Raw genomic sequence first — 13,866 nt, 5'->3', positions numbered from 1 at the left:
AAAATATTGGGTCGAGCGGACACCCAATGGGTTGCGGCCAGGGTGCCATCACGGGCTCCATGGTTGGTTTAAACGTCCACCCCGTCGAGGGGGGTAGTGGTGGGGAGCGACGCGCGACGGAGTGGGGGTCGACTGTTCATCAAACCAATACAGATGATCAAAAATCGGTCGGGGCGCCGCCTTCGGCCCGGCGCTTGTCGACGAAAGCGTTGAGCTCCTCGCGGATCGCCGGGTCCATATAAGGCTCTTCGTAGGACGCCAGCCGTTCCTTCCAGACGCGATTGGCCTTTTCGAGCGCCGTCGGCGACCCGGCCTCCGCCCAACTCTCGAAATTGCGCCAGTCGGAAAGGATTGGCGCGTAGAAGGCTGTCTTGTAGCGGTCCTGCGTGTGCTGGGTGCCGAAGAAATGGCCGCCGGGGCCGACCGACTGGATGGCGTCGAAGCCGAGCGCCTCCTCGGAAAGATCGAGCGGCGTCAGGAACTCGGCGACCATCTGCAACAGGTCTATGTCGAGGATGGTCTTCTCATAGGAGCAGCGCAGGCCGCCTTCGAGCCAGCCGGCCGCATGCATCATAAGATTGCCGCCGCCCTGGATGGCGCCCCATAGCGAGAATACGCTCTCATAGGCCGCCTGCGCGTCGACCGTGTTGGCGGCGCAGGTATTGGAGGTGCGGTAGGGGATGTTGTAGCGGCGGGCAAGCTGGCCGCCGACCAGCTGGGCTTTCATGTATTCCGGTGTGCCGAAGGCCGGTGCGCCGGACTTCATGTCGACATTCGAGGTGAAGCCGCCATAGCCGACAGGCGCGCCCTTGCGCACCATCTGCGCGAAGGCGATGCCGGACAGCGCCTCGGCATTCTGCTGCACCAGCGCGCCGGCAATCGTCACCGGCGCCATGGCCCCGGACAGGGTGAACGGCGTAATGACGACCACCTGGCCCTTGCTCGACATCTGGATGATGCCTTCCATCATCGGCACGTCGAGCTTGAGCGGCGAATTGGTGTTGATGATGGTGAACACCGACGGCTCTGCGAGCAGCTGCTCATGGCTGATGCCGCGTGCGATCCTGGTGATCTCGATACCGTCGACATTGCGCTCCTTGCCGAGCGAATAGATGTGGAACACCTTGTCGGTGAGCACGCTGAGGTCGCGGATGCATTCGAGGTGCCGGACGGACGGATGGATGTCGATCGGCTCGACCGGATAGCCGCCCGTGCAGTTCAGGATGTTGTGCATCTGCGCAAGCTTGAGGAAGTTGCGGTAATCCTGCTGGTTGCCCGGCCGGCGGCCGCGGTCGATGTCGGAACAGTTGGGTGCCGACGCCATCATCGAGATGATCAGATTGTTGCCGCCGAAGCGCACATTGTGCGCCGGGTTGCGGGCGTGGATGGTGAATTCCGGCGGGCAGTGCGCAACCAGTTCGAGGATCATGTCGCTGTCGAAGCGCACCCGCTCGCTGCCGTCGCGGACATCCGCGCCATGCGCCTTCATGATGCGCCGGGCTTCATCGTGCAGCACGTCGACGCCGATTTCCCTCAGCACGCGCAACGAGGCGAGGTGGATCGATTCCAGCTCGTCGTCGGAAACCAGCCGGGTCGGCGTCAGCGGGTTCTTCAGCTGCCGAAACGGCGGCTGCTCGAACGCCGCCGATCCGCCGGCACGCTTTCCCGCGCGGCCGCCGCGACGGGCGCGGTCGTTTGCCAGTGCCGGTTCGGCGGGCTGAAGGGCGGCGGTCATGATAGTCCTCGTACGCTGCGACAATGCGGCGGCATAATGGACTGCCGGCCGTCCGCCCATTGCGGAGGCGGCGACCACTAGGGCGAGGGAAGCGACATGCCCAAACGGCAGCCGGCGGGATCGTCAGGCTCTTGATCTCTTTCCGGCTGGCGCAAGCGGTTTTCGTTGCCGGTGCTTACCGCCACCGAACCGAAACGCTAATTCTGCAGCCCGATATTTGATGTGGATCATGGCCCGGGCGGAACAAAACAGCGGCGAGACGGTGCAGTGGGCGGCGATCACCGGCGTGATCGCGACCGTCTCGGTGTTCGCTATCGCGCAAGGGCTGAGCTATCCGCTGTTGAGCTTCATTCTGCAGCGCCAGGGTGTCTCTCCGGCCATGATCGGCCTGTCGGCGGCGATGACGCCGATCGGCTTCATCGTGTCGTCGCCGCTGGTCCCGGCGCTAGCGCGCCGCTTCGGGGCAGGGCGCACCGCGCTTACTTGCGCGGCACTTTCTGCGCTTGTGCTGGCGCTGATCGGCTGGACGCAAAACGTCTATCTGTGGTTTCCGCTGCGCTTTTTGATCGGCGCGGTCACCAACCCGCTCTACGTGCTGAGTGAGGTCTGGGTGATCGCACTGGCGCCGCCGGCACGCCGCGGCCGTGTCATGGGCATTTATTCGACGATCATTTCAGCAGGCTTTGCGGCGGGGCCGCTATGCCTGCTTGCGGTCGGCACCACGGGATGGCCGCCGTTTCTCGTCGGCATCGCCGCATTCCTGTTTTGCGGCGCCTGCCTGGCTTCGGTGTTGGGACGGCTGCCGAGCGTCGACGAGAGCGGGCATCGGGTTTCGGTGCTGGGGTTCGTTCCGCAGGCGTGGCTGCTGTTGTCGGCGGTCGTTGTGGCCGCCGGTTTCGAACAGGCAGTGCTTGCTTTGCTGCCGGTCTACGGAACGCATTACGGCATTGCGGAAGCGCGCATGTCGGCGCTGCTGTCGGTGATGATCGCCGGCAATATCGCGATGCAGGTGCCGCTCGGTTTGCTGGCGGAACGACTGACGGCGCGCCTGGTGCGGTTCATCTGTGTTTCGGTAACAGTGCTCGGATGCGTGCTGCTGCCGGTTCTTATCGAGACGCCGTTGATATGGCCATGCGTCTTCATCTGGGGTGCGGTTTCCTACGGCATTTACACGATGTCGATCATCGAACTCGGCGAGCGGTTCACCGGCTCGGCACTGGTCGCCGGCAACGCCGCCTTCTCGCTGATGTGGGGCGTCGGCGGCATCGCCGTACCGCCGCTGGCGGGCAGCGCCATGGATGTTCTTGGCGCCGGCGGCCTGCCGATCACGCTTGGCGCCATTTGCCTGGCGCTGGCGATTGTAACCGTCATTCGAAGGCGGATGGTGTGAATGCCAGAAGGTCGCCGTTTCTGACGCAATGACTTGAATATAAGCGGCCCTATGTCGATCTTGGCTATGCCAACGCCTGACTTAACCGGAGACTCCATGACCAAATCGAACACCAAGGGCCAGTTGGAGTTGGCGGCCGAAGATCCCTTTCTCTGGCTCGAGGACAGAAGGGGCAAGCAGGCGCTCGACTGGGTGCATCGCCAGAACGCGATCACGGTCGGGGAACTGCAAGGCGATCCGTCCTATCAGACGTCGTTCGAGACAGCGCTCGACCTGATGACGGCCGAGGACAATATTGCCGTCGGGGCCGCAATCAACGGCCATGTCTATAATTTCTGGCAGGACCGGACGAACGTACTCGGCCTCTGGCGGCGCACCACGGTCGCCTCCTACAAGACCGAGAAGCCGGAATGGCAGACGATCATCGACTTCGACAGTCTGGCGGCGAAAGAGGGGGTGAAATGGGTGTTCAGCGGCGCCAGCCGGCTCTACCCCGACTTCAGCCGCTGCCTGCTCAGCCTGTCGCCGGATGGCGGCGATGCCAGCGAGATGCGCGAATTCGACATCGAAAGCAGGTCCTTCGTCGATGGCGGTTTTCGCGCTCCTGCTTCGAAATCGAGCTTTAGCTGGCTGGACAAGGACACGGTTATCGTTTCCGCCGCCTTCGAGGAGGACGACAAGACCCAGTCCGGCTATCCGCGCGGGGTCAAGCTCTGGCGGCGCGGCACGCCGCTGGAAGCGGCGATGCCGATCTTCGAGGCGCTGAAGCAGGATCTCGCCGCCGGCGGGTCCGTCGAATTCGACGGCGACAAGCGCCACGTCTTCCTGGCCCGGACGCTCGACTTCTTCGCCTCGCACAGTTTTCTGCGGCTGCCTTCCGGCGAGAACAGGCGCATTCCGCTGCCGGACGACGTCACCGATACGGCGCTGTTCAAGGGCCAGTTTGTCTTCGGCGTGCGTACCCCGTGGACGGCGCCGGACGGCACGCTGTGCAAGCCCGACGGGCTCTATTCACTCGACTTTGAGCACTGGATCGAAACCAGTCTATTCGGATCCATCGATACCGTGCTCGAGCCAGCGCATCGCGTCTCGATCGCCGGCATCGCCCGCACGCAGGACCGGCTGTTCATCAATTTGATGGACAATGTGCGCGGCAAGATCGTCGCCGGCGAACGCAGCGACAGTGGCTGGGAGTTCAAGCCCGTTGCGTTGCCCGAAAACGGCAATGTCGGCATCAGCCATGCCGAGCATTTCGGCTCCAGCGTCTCCTTTTCCTTCACCGATTTCCTGACGCCGAGCTCGATCATCTGGTCGGACGACAATGCTGCGACGCTGGCAGCGGTGAAATCGCAGCCGGCGCGTTTCGATGCGTCGTCCCTGGTCTCCGAACAGTTCGAGGCACGTTCGAAGGACGGCACGATGATTCCTTACTTCGTCGTCAGGCGGCGCGACCAGGACGGGCCGGTGCCGACATTGCTTTACGGCTATGGCGGCTTCGAAGTGCCGCTGTTGCCCGGCTATGCCGGCGTGCGCGGCAGGCTGTGGCTGGAAAAGGGCAATGCCTATGTGCAGGCCAGCATCCGCGGTGGCGGCGAGTTCGGCCCGAATTGGCATCAGGCCGCGCTGAAGGCCAATCGCCAGAATGCCTTCGACGATTTCGCCGCGGTTGCGCAAGATCTGGTGAAACGCGGCATCGCCACGCCGGCCACGCTGGGCATTCAGGGCGGCTCGAACGGTGGTCTGCTGACTGGCGTCTCGTTGACGCAGCGCCCGGAACTGTTCGGCGCGGTGATCATCGACGTGCCGCTGCTCGACATGCTGCGCTACACCGAGCTGCCGCCCGGCGCATCCTGGATGGCCGAGTATGGCGATCCGGCGAAGCCGGAAGAGGCCGCCTGGCTCGCCGCCTATTCGCCCTATCAGCATGTAGACACCGATACAGCCTATCCGCCGGTGCTGCTGACGACATCGACCGCCGACGATCGCGTCCATCCCGGCCATGCCCGCAAGATGGCGGCGCGGCTGCAGGCGACCGACCATGGCAAGACGCTGTTCTTCGAAGAGACCGACGGCGGCCATGGCGGGCGCGGCGATCGGCGGCCGCAGGCGGCACAGGCGGCGATGAAGTACGTCTTCCTGCAGCGCGCGCTGAACGGCATCGCTTGACCGGCACGGCTTGAACTGAGGGCTCGAGGCAGCCTAAGGTGCAGTCCATGGCTCGGCTGGCGAAATCGGGTTGCGCATTTGGGGTCGCGGTGACGCCGTCGCCGCGCACGCTTCGCGCCGAGCTGTTGCGGCTGTGCGCCCGCATCGGCTATTCGCCGCCCGCCTTCCTCTGACGAATCCGCCCCGGCGCGAAAGCTGCCGGATTGGTTCAAGAGGAAAGATCAGACATGACCTACCAGAATTATTCGCTGAAGCAGCTTCAGCAGATCGATGCCGCGCATCACCTTCATCCGTTCACCGACCACAAGGAGATGCGCGAGACCGGCTCGCGCATCATCACCCACGCCAACGGGCCGTTCATCTACGATTCCGAAGGCACGGAAATCCTCGACGGCATGGCCGGGCTGTGGTGCGTGAATATCGGTTACGGCCGCGACGAGCTGGCCGACGCCGCGTATGCCCAGATGAAGGAATTGCCCTACTACAACTCCTTCTTCAAATGCTCGACCCCGACGCCGGTGCTGCTCGCCAAGAAGCTGGCGGAGATCGCGCCGAAGCACATCAACCAGGTGTTCTACGGCTCGTCCGGCTCGGAGGCCAACGACACGGCGCTGCGTCTTGTCCGTCATTACTGGGTGCTGGAAGGCCAGCCCGAGAAGAACCGCATCATCTCGCGCAAGATGGGCTATCACGGCTCGACCGTCGCCGGCGCTTCGCTCGGCGGCATGGATCTGATGCACAAGCAGCTCGGCGGCGCCGTGCCCAACATCGTCCATGTGATGATGCCCTATGCCTATGAGCTGGCACTGCCCGGCGAAAGCGACCATGATTTCGGCCTGCGCGCGGCAAAGGCGGTCGAGGACGCCATCCTCGAAGCCGGTGCCGACAAGGTGGCCGCCTTCATTGGCGAGCCGGTGATGGGGGCAGGCGGCGTGAAGATCCCGCCGATGAGCTATTGGCCCGAGGTGCAGCGCATCTGCCGCAAATACGATGTCCTGCTGATGCTGGATGAGGTCATCACCGGCTATGGCCGCACCGGCGAATGGTTCGCGGCACAGGCGTTCGACGTCGAGCCCGACACCATAACCACGGCCAAGGCGCTGACCTCCGGCTACCAGCCGCTGTCGGCGCTGCTGGTCGGCGACCGCATCGCGTCAACCCTGGTCGAGAAGGGCGGCGAGTTCTATCACGGCTACACCTACGCTGGGCACCCGGTGGCCTGCGCGGTGGCGCTGAAGAACCTTGAGATCATCGAGCGGGAAGGCCTGGTCGAGCGCGTCAGGAACGACACCGGGCCGTACTTCGCCAGGGCGCTTCAGGAACGTCTCGGTGGGCACGATCTGGTTGGCGAGGTGCGTTCGTTCGGGCTGATGGGGGCGATCGAGATCGTCAAGGACAAGGCAACCAAGGAGCGCTTCCTGCCGGCCGGCAGTGCGGCGGTGATCGTTCGCGATCACGCGATTGCCCAGGGCATGATGCTGCGCGCCACCGGCGACACGATGATCCTGTCGCCGCCGCTGATCTGGACGCGCGAGATAATCGACATGGCCTGCGACCGCATCGCCAAGGCGCTTGATCTGGCGCAAGCGGATTTGCGCAAGCGGTAAGATAAAACGATCGCCGGGCGTCCTGCAGTCGGGCGCCCGGCGATTGGATGCCGCATTCTGCCGAAGAGCTCGCCAGGCGTCCTAGGAGTACCAGCCGGAGGAGCTGCTCACGAAGGGTCGCCACGAGGCGATCACTGGGTCGAACGTCCGTGCAGGGAAGCGAGTGGCGCGACTGAATTTGCCACAGCTGCGCACCTTGCCGATGTCGATTCCGGCCGCGACGCGCAGTATTTACCTTAATGTGGGAGAAGTAGAGAGACATTGGCACGAGGTGCGAAAAAGCAACGCCAATACAGCTGATTAGTTACGACGTAGGTATTCTCGCAGATATGGTATTGGCCGTCAGGGGACTCCTGTACACGGTCCCGTGGGATGGTGAAATTATGCGGCAAATAAGTGTAACCACCGTCTATCCTGGACCGCACCGAAGACTGAGGTATGGCGCGGCAATCAGAACCACCGCAACACTTCAATTTCGTCTGTGGGTCAATCTTGTCTTCGTACCAATCATGGGCGCTGGCGGCTGTTGCGCCGGCGATACACATTGCCGTGAAGATGAACCTTCGCATGCATTCCTCAAGGATTTGGCAGGCGCTGCTCGTTGGAACGTCCATGTATATTAGCGTTCCGTTAAAAACGCCATTGGCCTCCGACTGGCTAACGCAGTTCCAGCCAGCGACGCTCGCAACTGAAAGACCGCATTGGATGGGGTGCTCGATGCTCTATCGTCGTAGAGCAAGGTCGGAAAAGGGGCCGAAACGCGCCCTACTAGGCACTGCCGTCTATCCAGCTTTGGCGCACTAAGCCTGCCCTCACTCTCCCGGCCGGCAAACCTCGTCCCTGTCGAGCGTGGCAAGACGCGCCAGGGCGATCGCCTCATTGTCCTTGAAGAATGCGAAACGCAAAAACCGCGCTCCATCGGAACGCGGCTTTGCCAGATACGCATGGCGCTTCGCCAACAATACACTTGCGAAACTTACGGCGAAACTTAAGGGCTCCGGTACGCGAGACCTGATCCGGAGCGCCGGGCGGGTGTCCGCCTCGCCATCCGTTTTAAACGCACATCGTTACTGCAGGGTTAGCAAGAGCTTAAGCAAACCTAAATTTGTCGACTTTCCGCTTTGGGCAGATCGAAAACTACGAAATTGGAGCTTACGCCGGGTCACCACGGAGGAAATTGATGATGCCGGAAAAATCCGCACCAGCATTGCCTTGTGCGTTAAACAGCGCATAGAGCTGGGCTGCCTCGGCGCCGAGCGGCGTTACCGCACCGGCGCTCTGCGCGGCCTCCTGCGACAGTTTCAGGTCCTTCAGCATCAGTGCCGCTGCGAACCCAGGCTTATAGCCATTGTTGGCGGGCGATGTCGGCACAGGGCCGGGCACCGGGCAGTAGGTGGTCAGCGACCAGCACTGGCCGGACGACGTCGAGGCGACGTCGAACAGCGCCTGGTGCGACAGGCCGAGCTTTTCCGCCAGCACGAAGGCCTCGGCAACGCCGATCATCGAAATGCCCAAAATCATGTTGTTGCAGATCTTCGCCGCCTGTCCGGCGCCGTCGTCGCCGCAATGAACGATGCGGCCGGCCATCGGCTTGAGGATTGGTTCGGCCTTGGCGAAGGCGCCCTTCGAACCGCCGGCCATGAAGGTCAGCGTGCCGGCCGCCGCACCGCCGGTGCCGCCGGAGACCGGCGCGTCGATCGTCAGCAACCCGTGCTTGGCGGCGATGGCATGGGCTTTTCGGGCCGACTCGACATCGATGGTCGAGGAATCGATGAACAGCGCGCCTTTTTTCGCCTTGGGCGCGATGTCGGCGTAAACCGACAGAACATGCTTGCCGGCCGGCAACATGGTGATGACCGCATCGGCATCCTTCACCGCCGCAACGGCATTGGCCATGATGACGACGCCGTGCTCCCTGGCGATGACGAGGTTCTCCGGCACCAGGTCGAAGCCGTGCACGGCATATCCGGCCTTGACCAGGTTGGCGGCCATCGGATTTCCCATATTGCCGAGGCCGATGAAGGCGATGGTGGTCATCGTTTTCTCCCGGTGTTTGCTGGCCTCAGCGGCCGATCAGGGCGCGAGCGATGATGACGCGCATGATCTCGTTGGTGCCTTCGAGGATCTGGTGGACGCGCAGGTCCCGCACCAGCTTCTCGATGCCGTAATCGTGCAGGTAACCATAGCCGCCGTGCAGCTGCAGGGCATCGTTGGCGACGTTGAAGCCGGTGTCGGTGACGAAGCGCTTCGCCATCGCCGACCATTTTCCGGCATCCGGCGCCTTGCGGTCGAGCTTCGAGGCGGCGGTGTAGAGGAATATGCGCGCTGCCTGCAGTTCGGTCTCCATGTCGGCGAGCTTGAACTGCAGCGCCTGGAACTGATTGATCTTCGACCCGAAAGCCTTGCGCTCGGCCGTGTAGGCGAGCGCCTTGTCGAGCGCCGATTGCGCGCCGCCGAGCGAACAGGCGGCGATGTTCAACCGGCCGCCGTCGAGCCCGGCCATGGCGATGCCGAAGCCGGCGCCTTCGGCTGACAAAAGGTTTTCGGCCGGCACCTTGCAATCGTCGAAGACGACCTGGCGGGTCGACTGCATGTGCCAGCCCATCTTGTGCTCGTTGGCGCCGAAAGAAAGGCCGGGCGCATCGTTCGGCACGACGAAGGTGGAAATGCCCTTCGGCCCGTCGGCGCCGGTGCGCGCCATGACGACATAAAGGTCGCTGTCGCCGGCACCGGAGATAAACTGCTTGGCGCCGTTCAGCACATAATCGCCGCCGGTCCTTGTCGCGCGCGTCTTCAGCGCCGCCGCATCCGAGCCCGAGCCCGGCTCGGTCAGGCAGTAGCTTGCCAGCCATTCCATTGAGGTCAGTTTGGGCAGGAAGCGCCGGCGCTGTTCGTCGCTGCCGAAGCGGTCGATCATCGATGCCACCATGTTGTGGATCGAGATGAAGGCGGAAAACGCCGGATCGGCACGCGAAAGCGCCTCGAAGATCAGCACGGCGTCGAGCCGGCCGAGCCCCGAGCCGCCGACATCGTCGCGGACATAGATGCCGCCAAGACCGAGCGGACCTGTCTCGCGGATCACGTCGGCCGGGAAATGCTTGTTGCGGTCCCAGTCGAGTGCGTTGGGGGCGACGCGGTCGGCGGCGAAGGCCTTGGCCATCTCCTGGATGGCGCGCTGGTCCTCGTTGAGTTCGAACTGGCTGGTGCTCGCATCGACAGCGGCGTCCATGGCGTGCTCCCTGATGTTTCCGGCCTGCTGGCCTGTCGTTTTTGGCTTTGCGCGCCGTTCAATCTAGACCAATGATGCCGCCGCGCAACCCGACCGTCTGCGCAGCCGCTGTGCGCGAATGCGCTTTGGAGAAAAGTGTGACGACAAATTTCGACGAACTGCTTGGACGCTTCCATGCCTATCTCCAAACGTTTGATGATGCGCTGGTGCGCGACGCCGTGGCCCGGATCGGCTGGGATATGCCGGGCCGGCCGCTCGAACCGCATGCACTGCCTTGTCTCGTCCAGCTCGACCGTATCGTCGAACTCGCTCCCGCTGCCGCCAAGCCGCTGGCGCGGCTGGTTGCGGAGCGTCGTGGCGATCTGCGCTGGGGCCAGACCTACGGCGAAGCGGATTTCGGCAAGGTTTTCATGGAGAATTACGGCTGGCTGGAGGTGTTCGGCACGCGCGGCCATTTCGTCAACGACCAGGTTGCGGCCGGCCTGCTGATCCTTGGGCCTGACATCGTCTACCCCGATCACCACCATGTCGCCGAGGAGATCTACATTCCGCTGACCGGCGGCACCGAATGGCGCATAGGCGATGGCGGTTTTCGCCTTCGAGCGGCGGGCGAGGTGATCCACCATGCCCCTGATATCAGCCACGCCATGCGCACCGGCAAAGAGCCGCTGCTGGCGCTCTATCTGTGGCGCGGCGGGCCGCTGGCAGCCAAGTCGACGATCACCGGAACGGTTGCGCAGGGCAGGGGCTGATGGCCAAAGCGATCATGCTGCAAGGCACGGGTTCGGACGTCGGCAAGACGGTGCTCGTTGCCGGCCTCTGCCGCGCGGCAAAGAAGCGCGGGCTGAAGGTGCGGCCTTTCAAGCCGCAGAACATGTCGAACAACGCCGCCGTTGCCGACATTCCCGGCGATTCAGGCGGTGGCGAGATCGGTCGCGCCCAATGGCTGCAGGCGATCGCCTGCGGCGTGGCGCCGACCGTCCACATGAACCCGGTTCTGCTGAAACCGCAGACCGATGTCGGCGCCCAGGTGGTGGTGCAGGGCAAGGTGTTCGGCGAGGCGCGGGCACGCGACTACCAGGCGCTGAAGGGCCGGTTGATGGATGCCGTGCTGGAGTCCTGGGCGAAGGTCGGCGAGGGCGCCGATCTGGTCATTGTCGAGGGCGCCGGCTCGCCGGCCGAGATCAATCTCAGGAGCCGCGACATTGCCAATATGGGCTTTGCGACGCGCGCCAACGTGCCGGTGATCCTGGTCGGCGACATCGATCGCGGCGGCGTCATCGCCTCGGTCGCCGGCACCCATCTGATCCTGCCGGATGAGGACCGGCGCATGATCGCCGGCTATCTCATCAACAAGTTCCGCGGCGACGTCTCGCTGTTCGACGACGGCATCAAGGCGATCGAAAAATTTACCGGCTGGCGCTGTTTTGGCGTCGTGCCGTGGTTGAAGGCGGCGGCGCGCCTGCCGTCGGAAGATTCCGTCGTCCTCGAACGATTGGCGTCCGGCGAGAAGCGCGCGCTGAAGGTCGCCGTGCCGGTGCTCTCGCGCATCGCCAATTTCGACGACCTCGACCCGCTCAAGGCCGAACCGCAGGTCGAGGTGGTGTTCGTGCCGCCTGGCCAACGCTTGCCGCAGGATGCAGGTCTGGTGGTCATTCCCGGCTCCAAGTCGACGATCGGCTACCTCCTGAAATTCCGCGAGAACGGCTGGGATCGCGACCTTGCCGCGCATAGGAAACGAGGTGGCCATATTGTCGGCATCTGCGGCGGCTTCCAGATGCTCGGCCATATAGTGCGCGATCCCGACGGCATTGAGGGCAGCGTTACCGAGACACAGGGCCTCGGCCTGCTCGACGTCGAAACGGTGATGGAGCCGGAAAAGACGGTGCGCAATGTCAGTGCGCGCTCGGTGCCGTTCGCCCTGCCGCTCGAGGGCTACGAGATCCATCTCGGCCGCACCACCGGTCCGGACACGCTGCGGCCATCCGCAATCATCAACGGTGCCGACGATGGCGCCATCTCCGCCGACGGCAAGGTATCAGGCACCTATATGCACGGGCTGTTTTCCGCCGACGCCTTCCGGGCGAAATTCCTGGAAAGCCTCGGCGTCAACGGCGGCGGCATCGACTACCGCGCCGAGGTCGAACGGGCACTGGACGAGATCGCAGCCGAACTGGAAACCCACCTCGACTGCGACGCGATTTTTGGGCAGGCGCGCTAGCTGGCGGGTTCGTCAGCCTTCGGCCAGTAGGTGCCGAGCGACCAGACATTGCCTTCCGGATCGCGGCAGATGAACTCGCGGCTGCCATAATCGCGGTCGGTGAGTTCTTCCAGAATCTCGGCGCCGGCCGCTTTTGCCCGAGCGTATGCCGCGTCGGCGTCAGCGACGGCAACATAGATCGACTTGCCGCCGCCCGAGCCGGGCGCGCCGACCATTTTGCCGTAGGCGTCATCGCGCACCGTGCCGAGCATGATGATCGAGGAGCCGAATGCGAGTTCGGCGTGGTGCACCACGTCGCCTTCGCCATAGCGGGCGCGGATGCTGAAGCCGAAGGCCCCGCACAGCCAATCGATCATCTTGCCGGCATTTCTGTAGCGCAGCGCCGGATAAAGCCGCGGCGGTTCGGTGGTGTTCGGCATGGCTGATCTCCTTTAGTGGGTTGGTTAATCAACCCAGTCTGGGCGAAGGCCGGCCGCGCGTCTTGAAGAAATGTTACCTCGCGGCAAGCGCTGTCGGCGCGACGCCTGCCAGGTCGCGAAACTCGCGCACCAGATGCGCCTGGTCGGCATAGCCGCAGTCGGCGGCGATGTCGGCCCAATCGCTGTTGGCCTGCCTCGACAGGCCAAGCGCATGGTTGAAGCGGACAATTCGCGACAGCGTTTTTGGGCCGGTTCCGATCGCATCCGAAAATTTTCCGGCAAGATGCTTGCGGCTCCAGCCAAGTTTTTCGGCCAGTGTCGAGATGCGGGTCCGGCCGCCCGTCGTGACGATCGTCTCATAGGCCCAGGCTATTTCGGCTTGAGTGCGGTCCGCGGTTGCCAACCGGTCCGCGACGAAGGCCTCGGCGATGGCAAAGCGTGTGCTCCAATCCGGCGCATTGCCAAGCCTTTCGCGAAGCGCGATGCCTTCAACGCCAAGCACATCGTCCAGGCCGACCATGCGGTCGGTCAGCTCGCTCATCGGCCGGCCGAAGAGCCGACGCGCGCCCAGCGGCGTGAAATTGACCTGCACACAGCAGGCGCCGCCGAAGGATTCGATCACCACCGGCCCGGCATAAAGGCCGGCGGCAAAACTGGCGAAGCGGTCGTTGTCGCCCGGGTCCTTGCCGAGTCCGATGGCAAAGGGTTCGGCAAAGCTGATGACCAGCGGCACGGTCAGGGAGGCATATTCGACGGCGCGGAAATGGCCTGGCATGGTTTCGCGAAAGCCGCATATGTCGGTGACGGCGCCCTGAAGCCGATGGCTGGGCGCGCGCCGCACCATCTCGAAGCGATCGAGGCCTGGCTCGAACCGATCGAGGCCTGGACTGTCGTGGCGGCTGCCGTCGTCGCTGTCGGCGGGCATGCGCTTTCCTTCCGCCAGGCGATTTTAACAGACCATCCTTCAGAATCAAAAGCGGCCCGCTTTTTGGCGGGCGCGCCGCCGTGGCGGGTATTGGTGGGTGTGTGGGTGTGGTTAAGCCCCCCGCGACCGACCGCCCGCGGGCCGCCCCGAGTTTGCGGTGCCGACCAAACCCAC

11 protein-coding genes are annotated in these 13,866 nt (G+C 63.7%); 6 read left to right on the top strand and 5 right to left on the bottom strand.

The genetic code is table 11. From position 1 onward, the window contains the following. Positions 1–157: 157 nt before the first annotated feature. Entirely contained in the window at positions 158–1,735 is a 1,578-nt protein-coding gene (locus NKJ08_RS36185; protein WP_352528199.1) for a trimethylamine methyltransferase family protein, read from the bottom strand. Positions 1,736–1,964: 229 nt separating this feature from the next. On the opposite strand from NKJ08_RS36185, the gene NKJ08_RS36180 reads away from it, so the two are divergent. The 4 genes from NKJ08_RS36180 to NKJ08_RS36165 all read left to right on the top strand — a co-directional run bounded on the left by NKJ08_RS36180 (position 1,965) and on the right by NKJ08_RS36165 (position 6,898). Further along, complete coding sequence (locus NKJ08_RS36180) at positions 1,965–3,125, top strand: MFS transporter (protein ID WP_352778494.1); 1,161 nt, start codon at positions 1,965–1,967, stop codon at positions 3,123–3,125. A gap of 96 nt (positions 3,126–3,221) precedes the next feature. Continuing rightward, positions 3,222–5,291, top strand: coding sequence for a prolyl oligopeptidase family serine peptidase (locus NKJ08_RS36175; RefSeq protein WP_352786029.1), 2,070 nt, complete (start codon positions 3,222–3,224; stop codon positions 5,289–5,291). A gap of 47 nt (positions 5,292–5,338) precedes the next feature. After that, positions 5,339–5,464 carry a capsid protein gene (locus NKJ08_RS36170; protein WP_352778497.1) on the top strand — a complete coding sequence of 42 codons (126 nt, stop codon included), beginning with the start codon at positions 5,339–5,341 and terminating at the stop codon, positions 5,462–5,464. Positions 5,465–5,518: 54 nt separating this feature from the next. After that, on the top strand, positions 5,519–6,898 hold the full coding sequence (locus NKJ08_RS36165) for an aspartate aminotransferase family protein (RefSeq protein ID WP_352778499.1): 1,380 nt from the start codon (positions 5,519–5,521) through the stop codon (positions 6,896–6,898). A 1,152-nt stretch (positions 6,899–8,050) separates the two neighbouring features. On the opposite strand, the gene mmsB is transcribed toward NKJ08_RS36165, so the two are convergent. Both mmsB and NKJ08_RS36155 read right to left on the bottom strand, forming a co-directional pair. Beyond that, positions 8,051–8,935 carry a 3-hydroxyisobutyrate dehydrogenase gene (gene mmsB, locus NKJ08_RS36160; RefSeq protein ID WP_352778502.1) on the bottom strand — a complete coding sequence of 295 codons (885 nt, stop codon included), beginning with the start codon at positions 8,933–8,935 and terminating at the stop codon, positions 8,051–8,053. 25 nt (positions 8,936–8,960) lie between these two features. After that, complete coding sequence (locus NKJ08_RS36155) at positions 8,961–10,127, bottom strand: isobutyryl-CoA dehydrogenase (protein WP_352778504.1); 1,167 nt, start codon at positions 10,125–10,127, stop codon at positions 8,961–8,963. A gap of 137 nt (positions 10,128–10,264) precedes the next feature. On the opposite strand from NKJ08_RS36155, the gene NKJ08_RS36150 reads away from it, so the two are divergent. Both NKJ08_RS36150 and NKJ08_RS36145 read left to right on the top strand, forming a co-directional pair. Next, on the top strand, positions 10,265–10,879 hold the full coding sequence (locus NKJ08_RS36150; RefSeq protein ID WP_352778506.1) for a dimethylsulfonioproprionate lyase family protein: 615 nt from the start codon (positions 10,265–10,267) through the stop codon (positions 10,877–10,879). Then, on the top strand, positions 10,879–12,348 hold the full coding sequence (locus tag NKJ08_RS36145; RefSeq protein WP_352786025.1) for a cobyric acid synthase: 1,470 nt from the start codon (positions 10,879–10,881) through the stop codon (positions 12,346–12,348). Before NKJ08_RS36150 ends, NKJ08_RS36145 begins: the two co-directional genes overlap by 1 nt. Here NKJ08_RS36145 and NKJ08_RS36140 read toward each other — a convergent pair. Then, positions 12,345–12,767, bottom strand: a complete 423-nt coding sequence (locus NKJ08_RS36140; RefSeq protein ID WP_352778511.1) for a VOC family protein — start codon at positions 12,765–12,767, stop codon at positions 12,345–12,347. The two genes, NKJ08_RS36145 and NKJ08_RS36140, sit on opposite strands and share 4 nt — an antisense overlap. 73 nt (positions 12,768–12,840) lie before the next feature. Continuing rightward, positions 12,841–13,611, bottom strand: a complete 771-nt coding sequence (locus NKJ08_RS36135; RefSeq protein WP_352778584.1) for a helix-turn-helix domain-containing protein — start codon at positions 13,609–13,611, stop codon at positions 12,841–12,843. Positions 13,612–13,866 lie beyond the last annotated feature (255 nt).

This window comes from Mesorhizobium sp. M0244 (assembly GCF_040321795.1).
Lineage (GTDB): Bacteria > Pseudomonadota > Alphaproteobacteria > Rhizobiales > Rhizobiaceae > Mesorhizobium.
Note: the sequence above shows the minus strand (reverse complement) of the source record. Positions and strands in the feature narration are given on the sequence as shown.

Coding starts and splice junctions, on each gene's coding strand:
- NKJ08_RS36185 (WP_352528199.1), bottom strand. CDS start 1,735: ATGACCGCCGCCCTTCAGCCCGCCGAACCGGCACTGGCAAACGACCGC.
- NKJ08_RS36170 (WP_352778497.1), top strand. CDS start 5,339: ATGGCTCGGCTGGCGAAATCGGGTTGCGCATTTGGGGTCGCGGTGACG.
- NKJ08_RS36165 (WP_352778499.1), top strand. CDS start 5,519: ATGACCTACCAGAATTATTCGCTGAAGCAGCTTCAGCAGATCGATGCC.
- NKJ08_RS36140 (WP_352778511.1), bottom strand. CDS start 12,767: ATGCCGAACACCACCGAACCGCCGCGGCTTTATCCGGCGCTGCGCTAC.
- NKJ08_RS36175 (WP_352786029.1), top strand. CDS start 3,222: ATGACCAAATCGAACACCAAGGGCCAGTTGGAGTTGGCGGCCGAAGAT.
- NKJ08_RS36145 (WP_352786025.1), top strand. CDS start 10,879: ATGGCCAAAGCGATCATGCTGCAAGGCACGGGTTCGGACGTCGGCAAG.
- NKJ08_RS36135 (WP_352778584.1), bottom strand. CDS start 13,611: ATGGTGCGGCGCGCGCCCAGCCATCGGCTTCAGGGCGCCGTCACCGAC.
- NKJ08_RS36180 (WP_352778494.1), top strand. CDS start 1,965: ATGGCCCGGGCGGAACAAAACAGCGGCGAGACGGTGCAGTGGGCGGCG.
- NKJ08_RS36155 (WP_352778504.1), bottom strand. CDS start 10,127: ATGGACGCCGCTGTCGATGCGAGCACCAGCCAGTTCGAACTCAACGAG.
- mmsB (WP_352778502.1), bottom strand. CDS start 8,935: ATGACCACCATCGCCTTCATCGGCCTCGGCAATATGGGAAATCCGATG.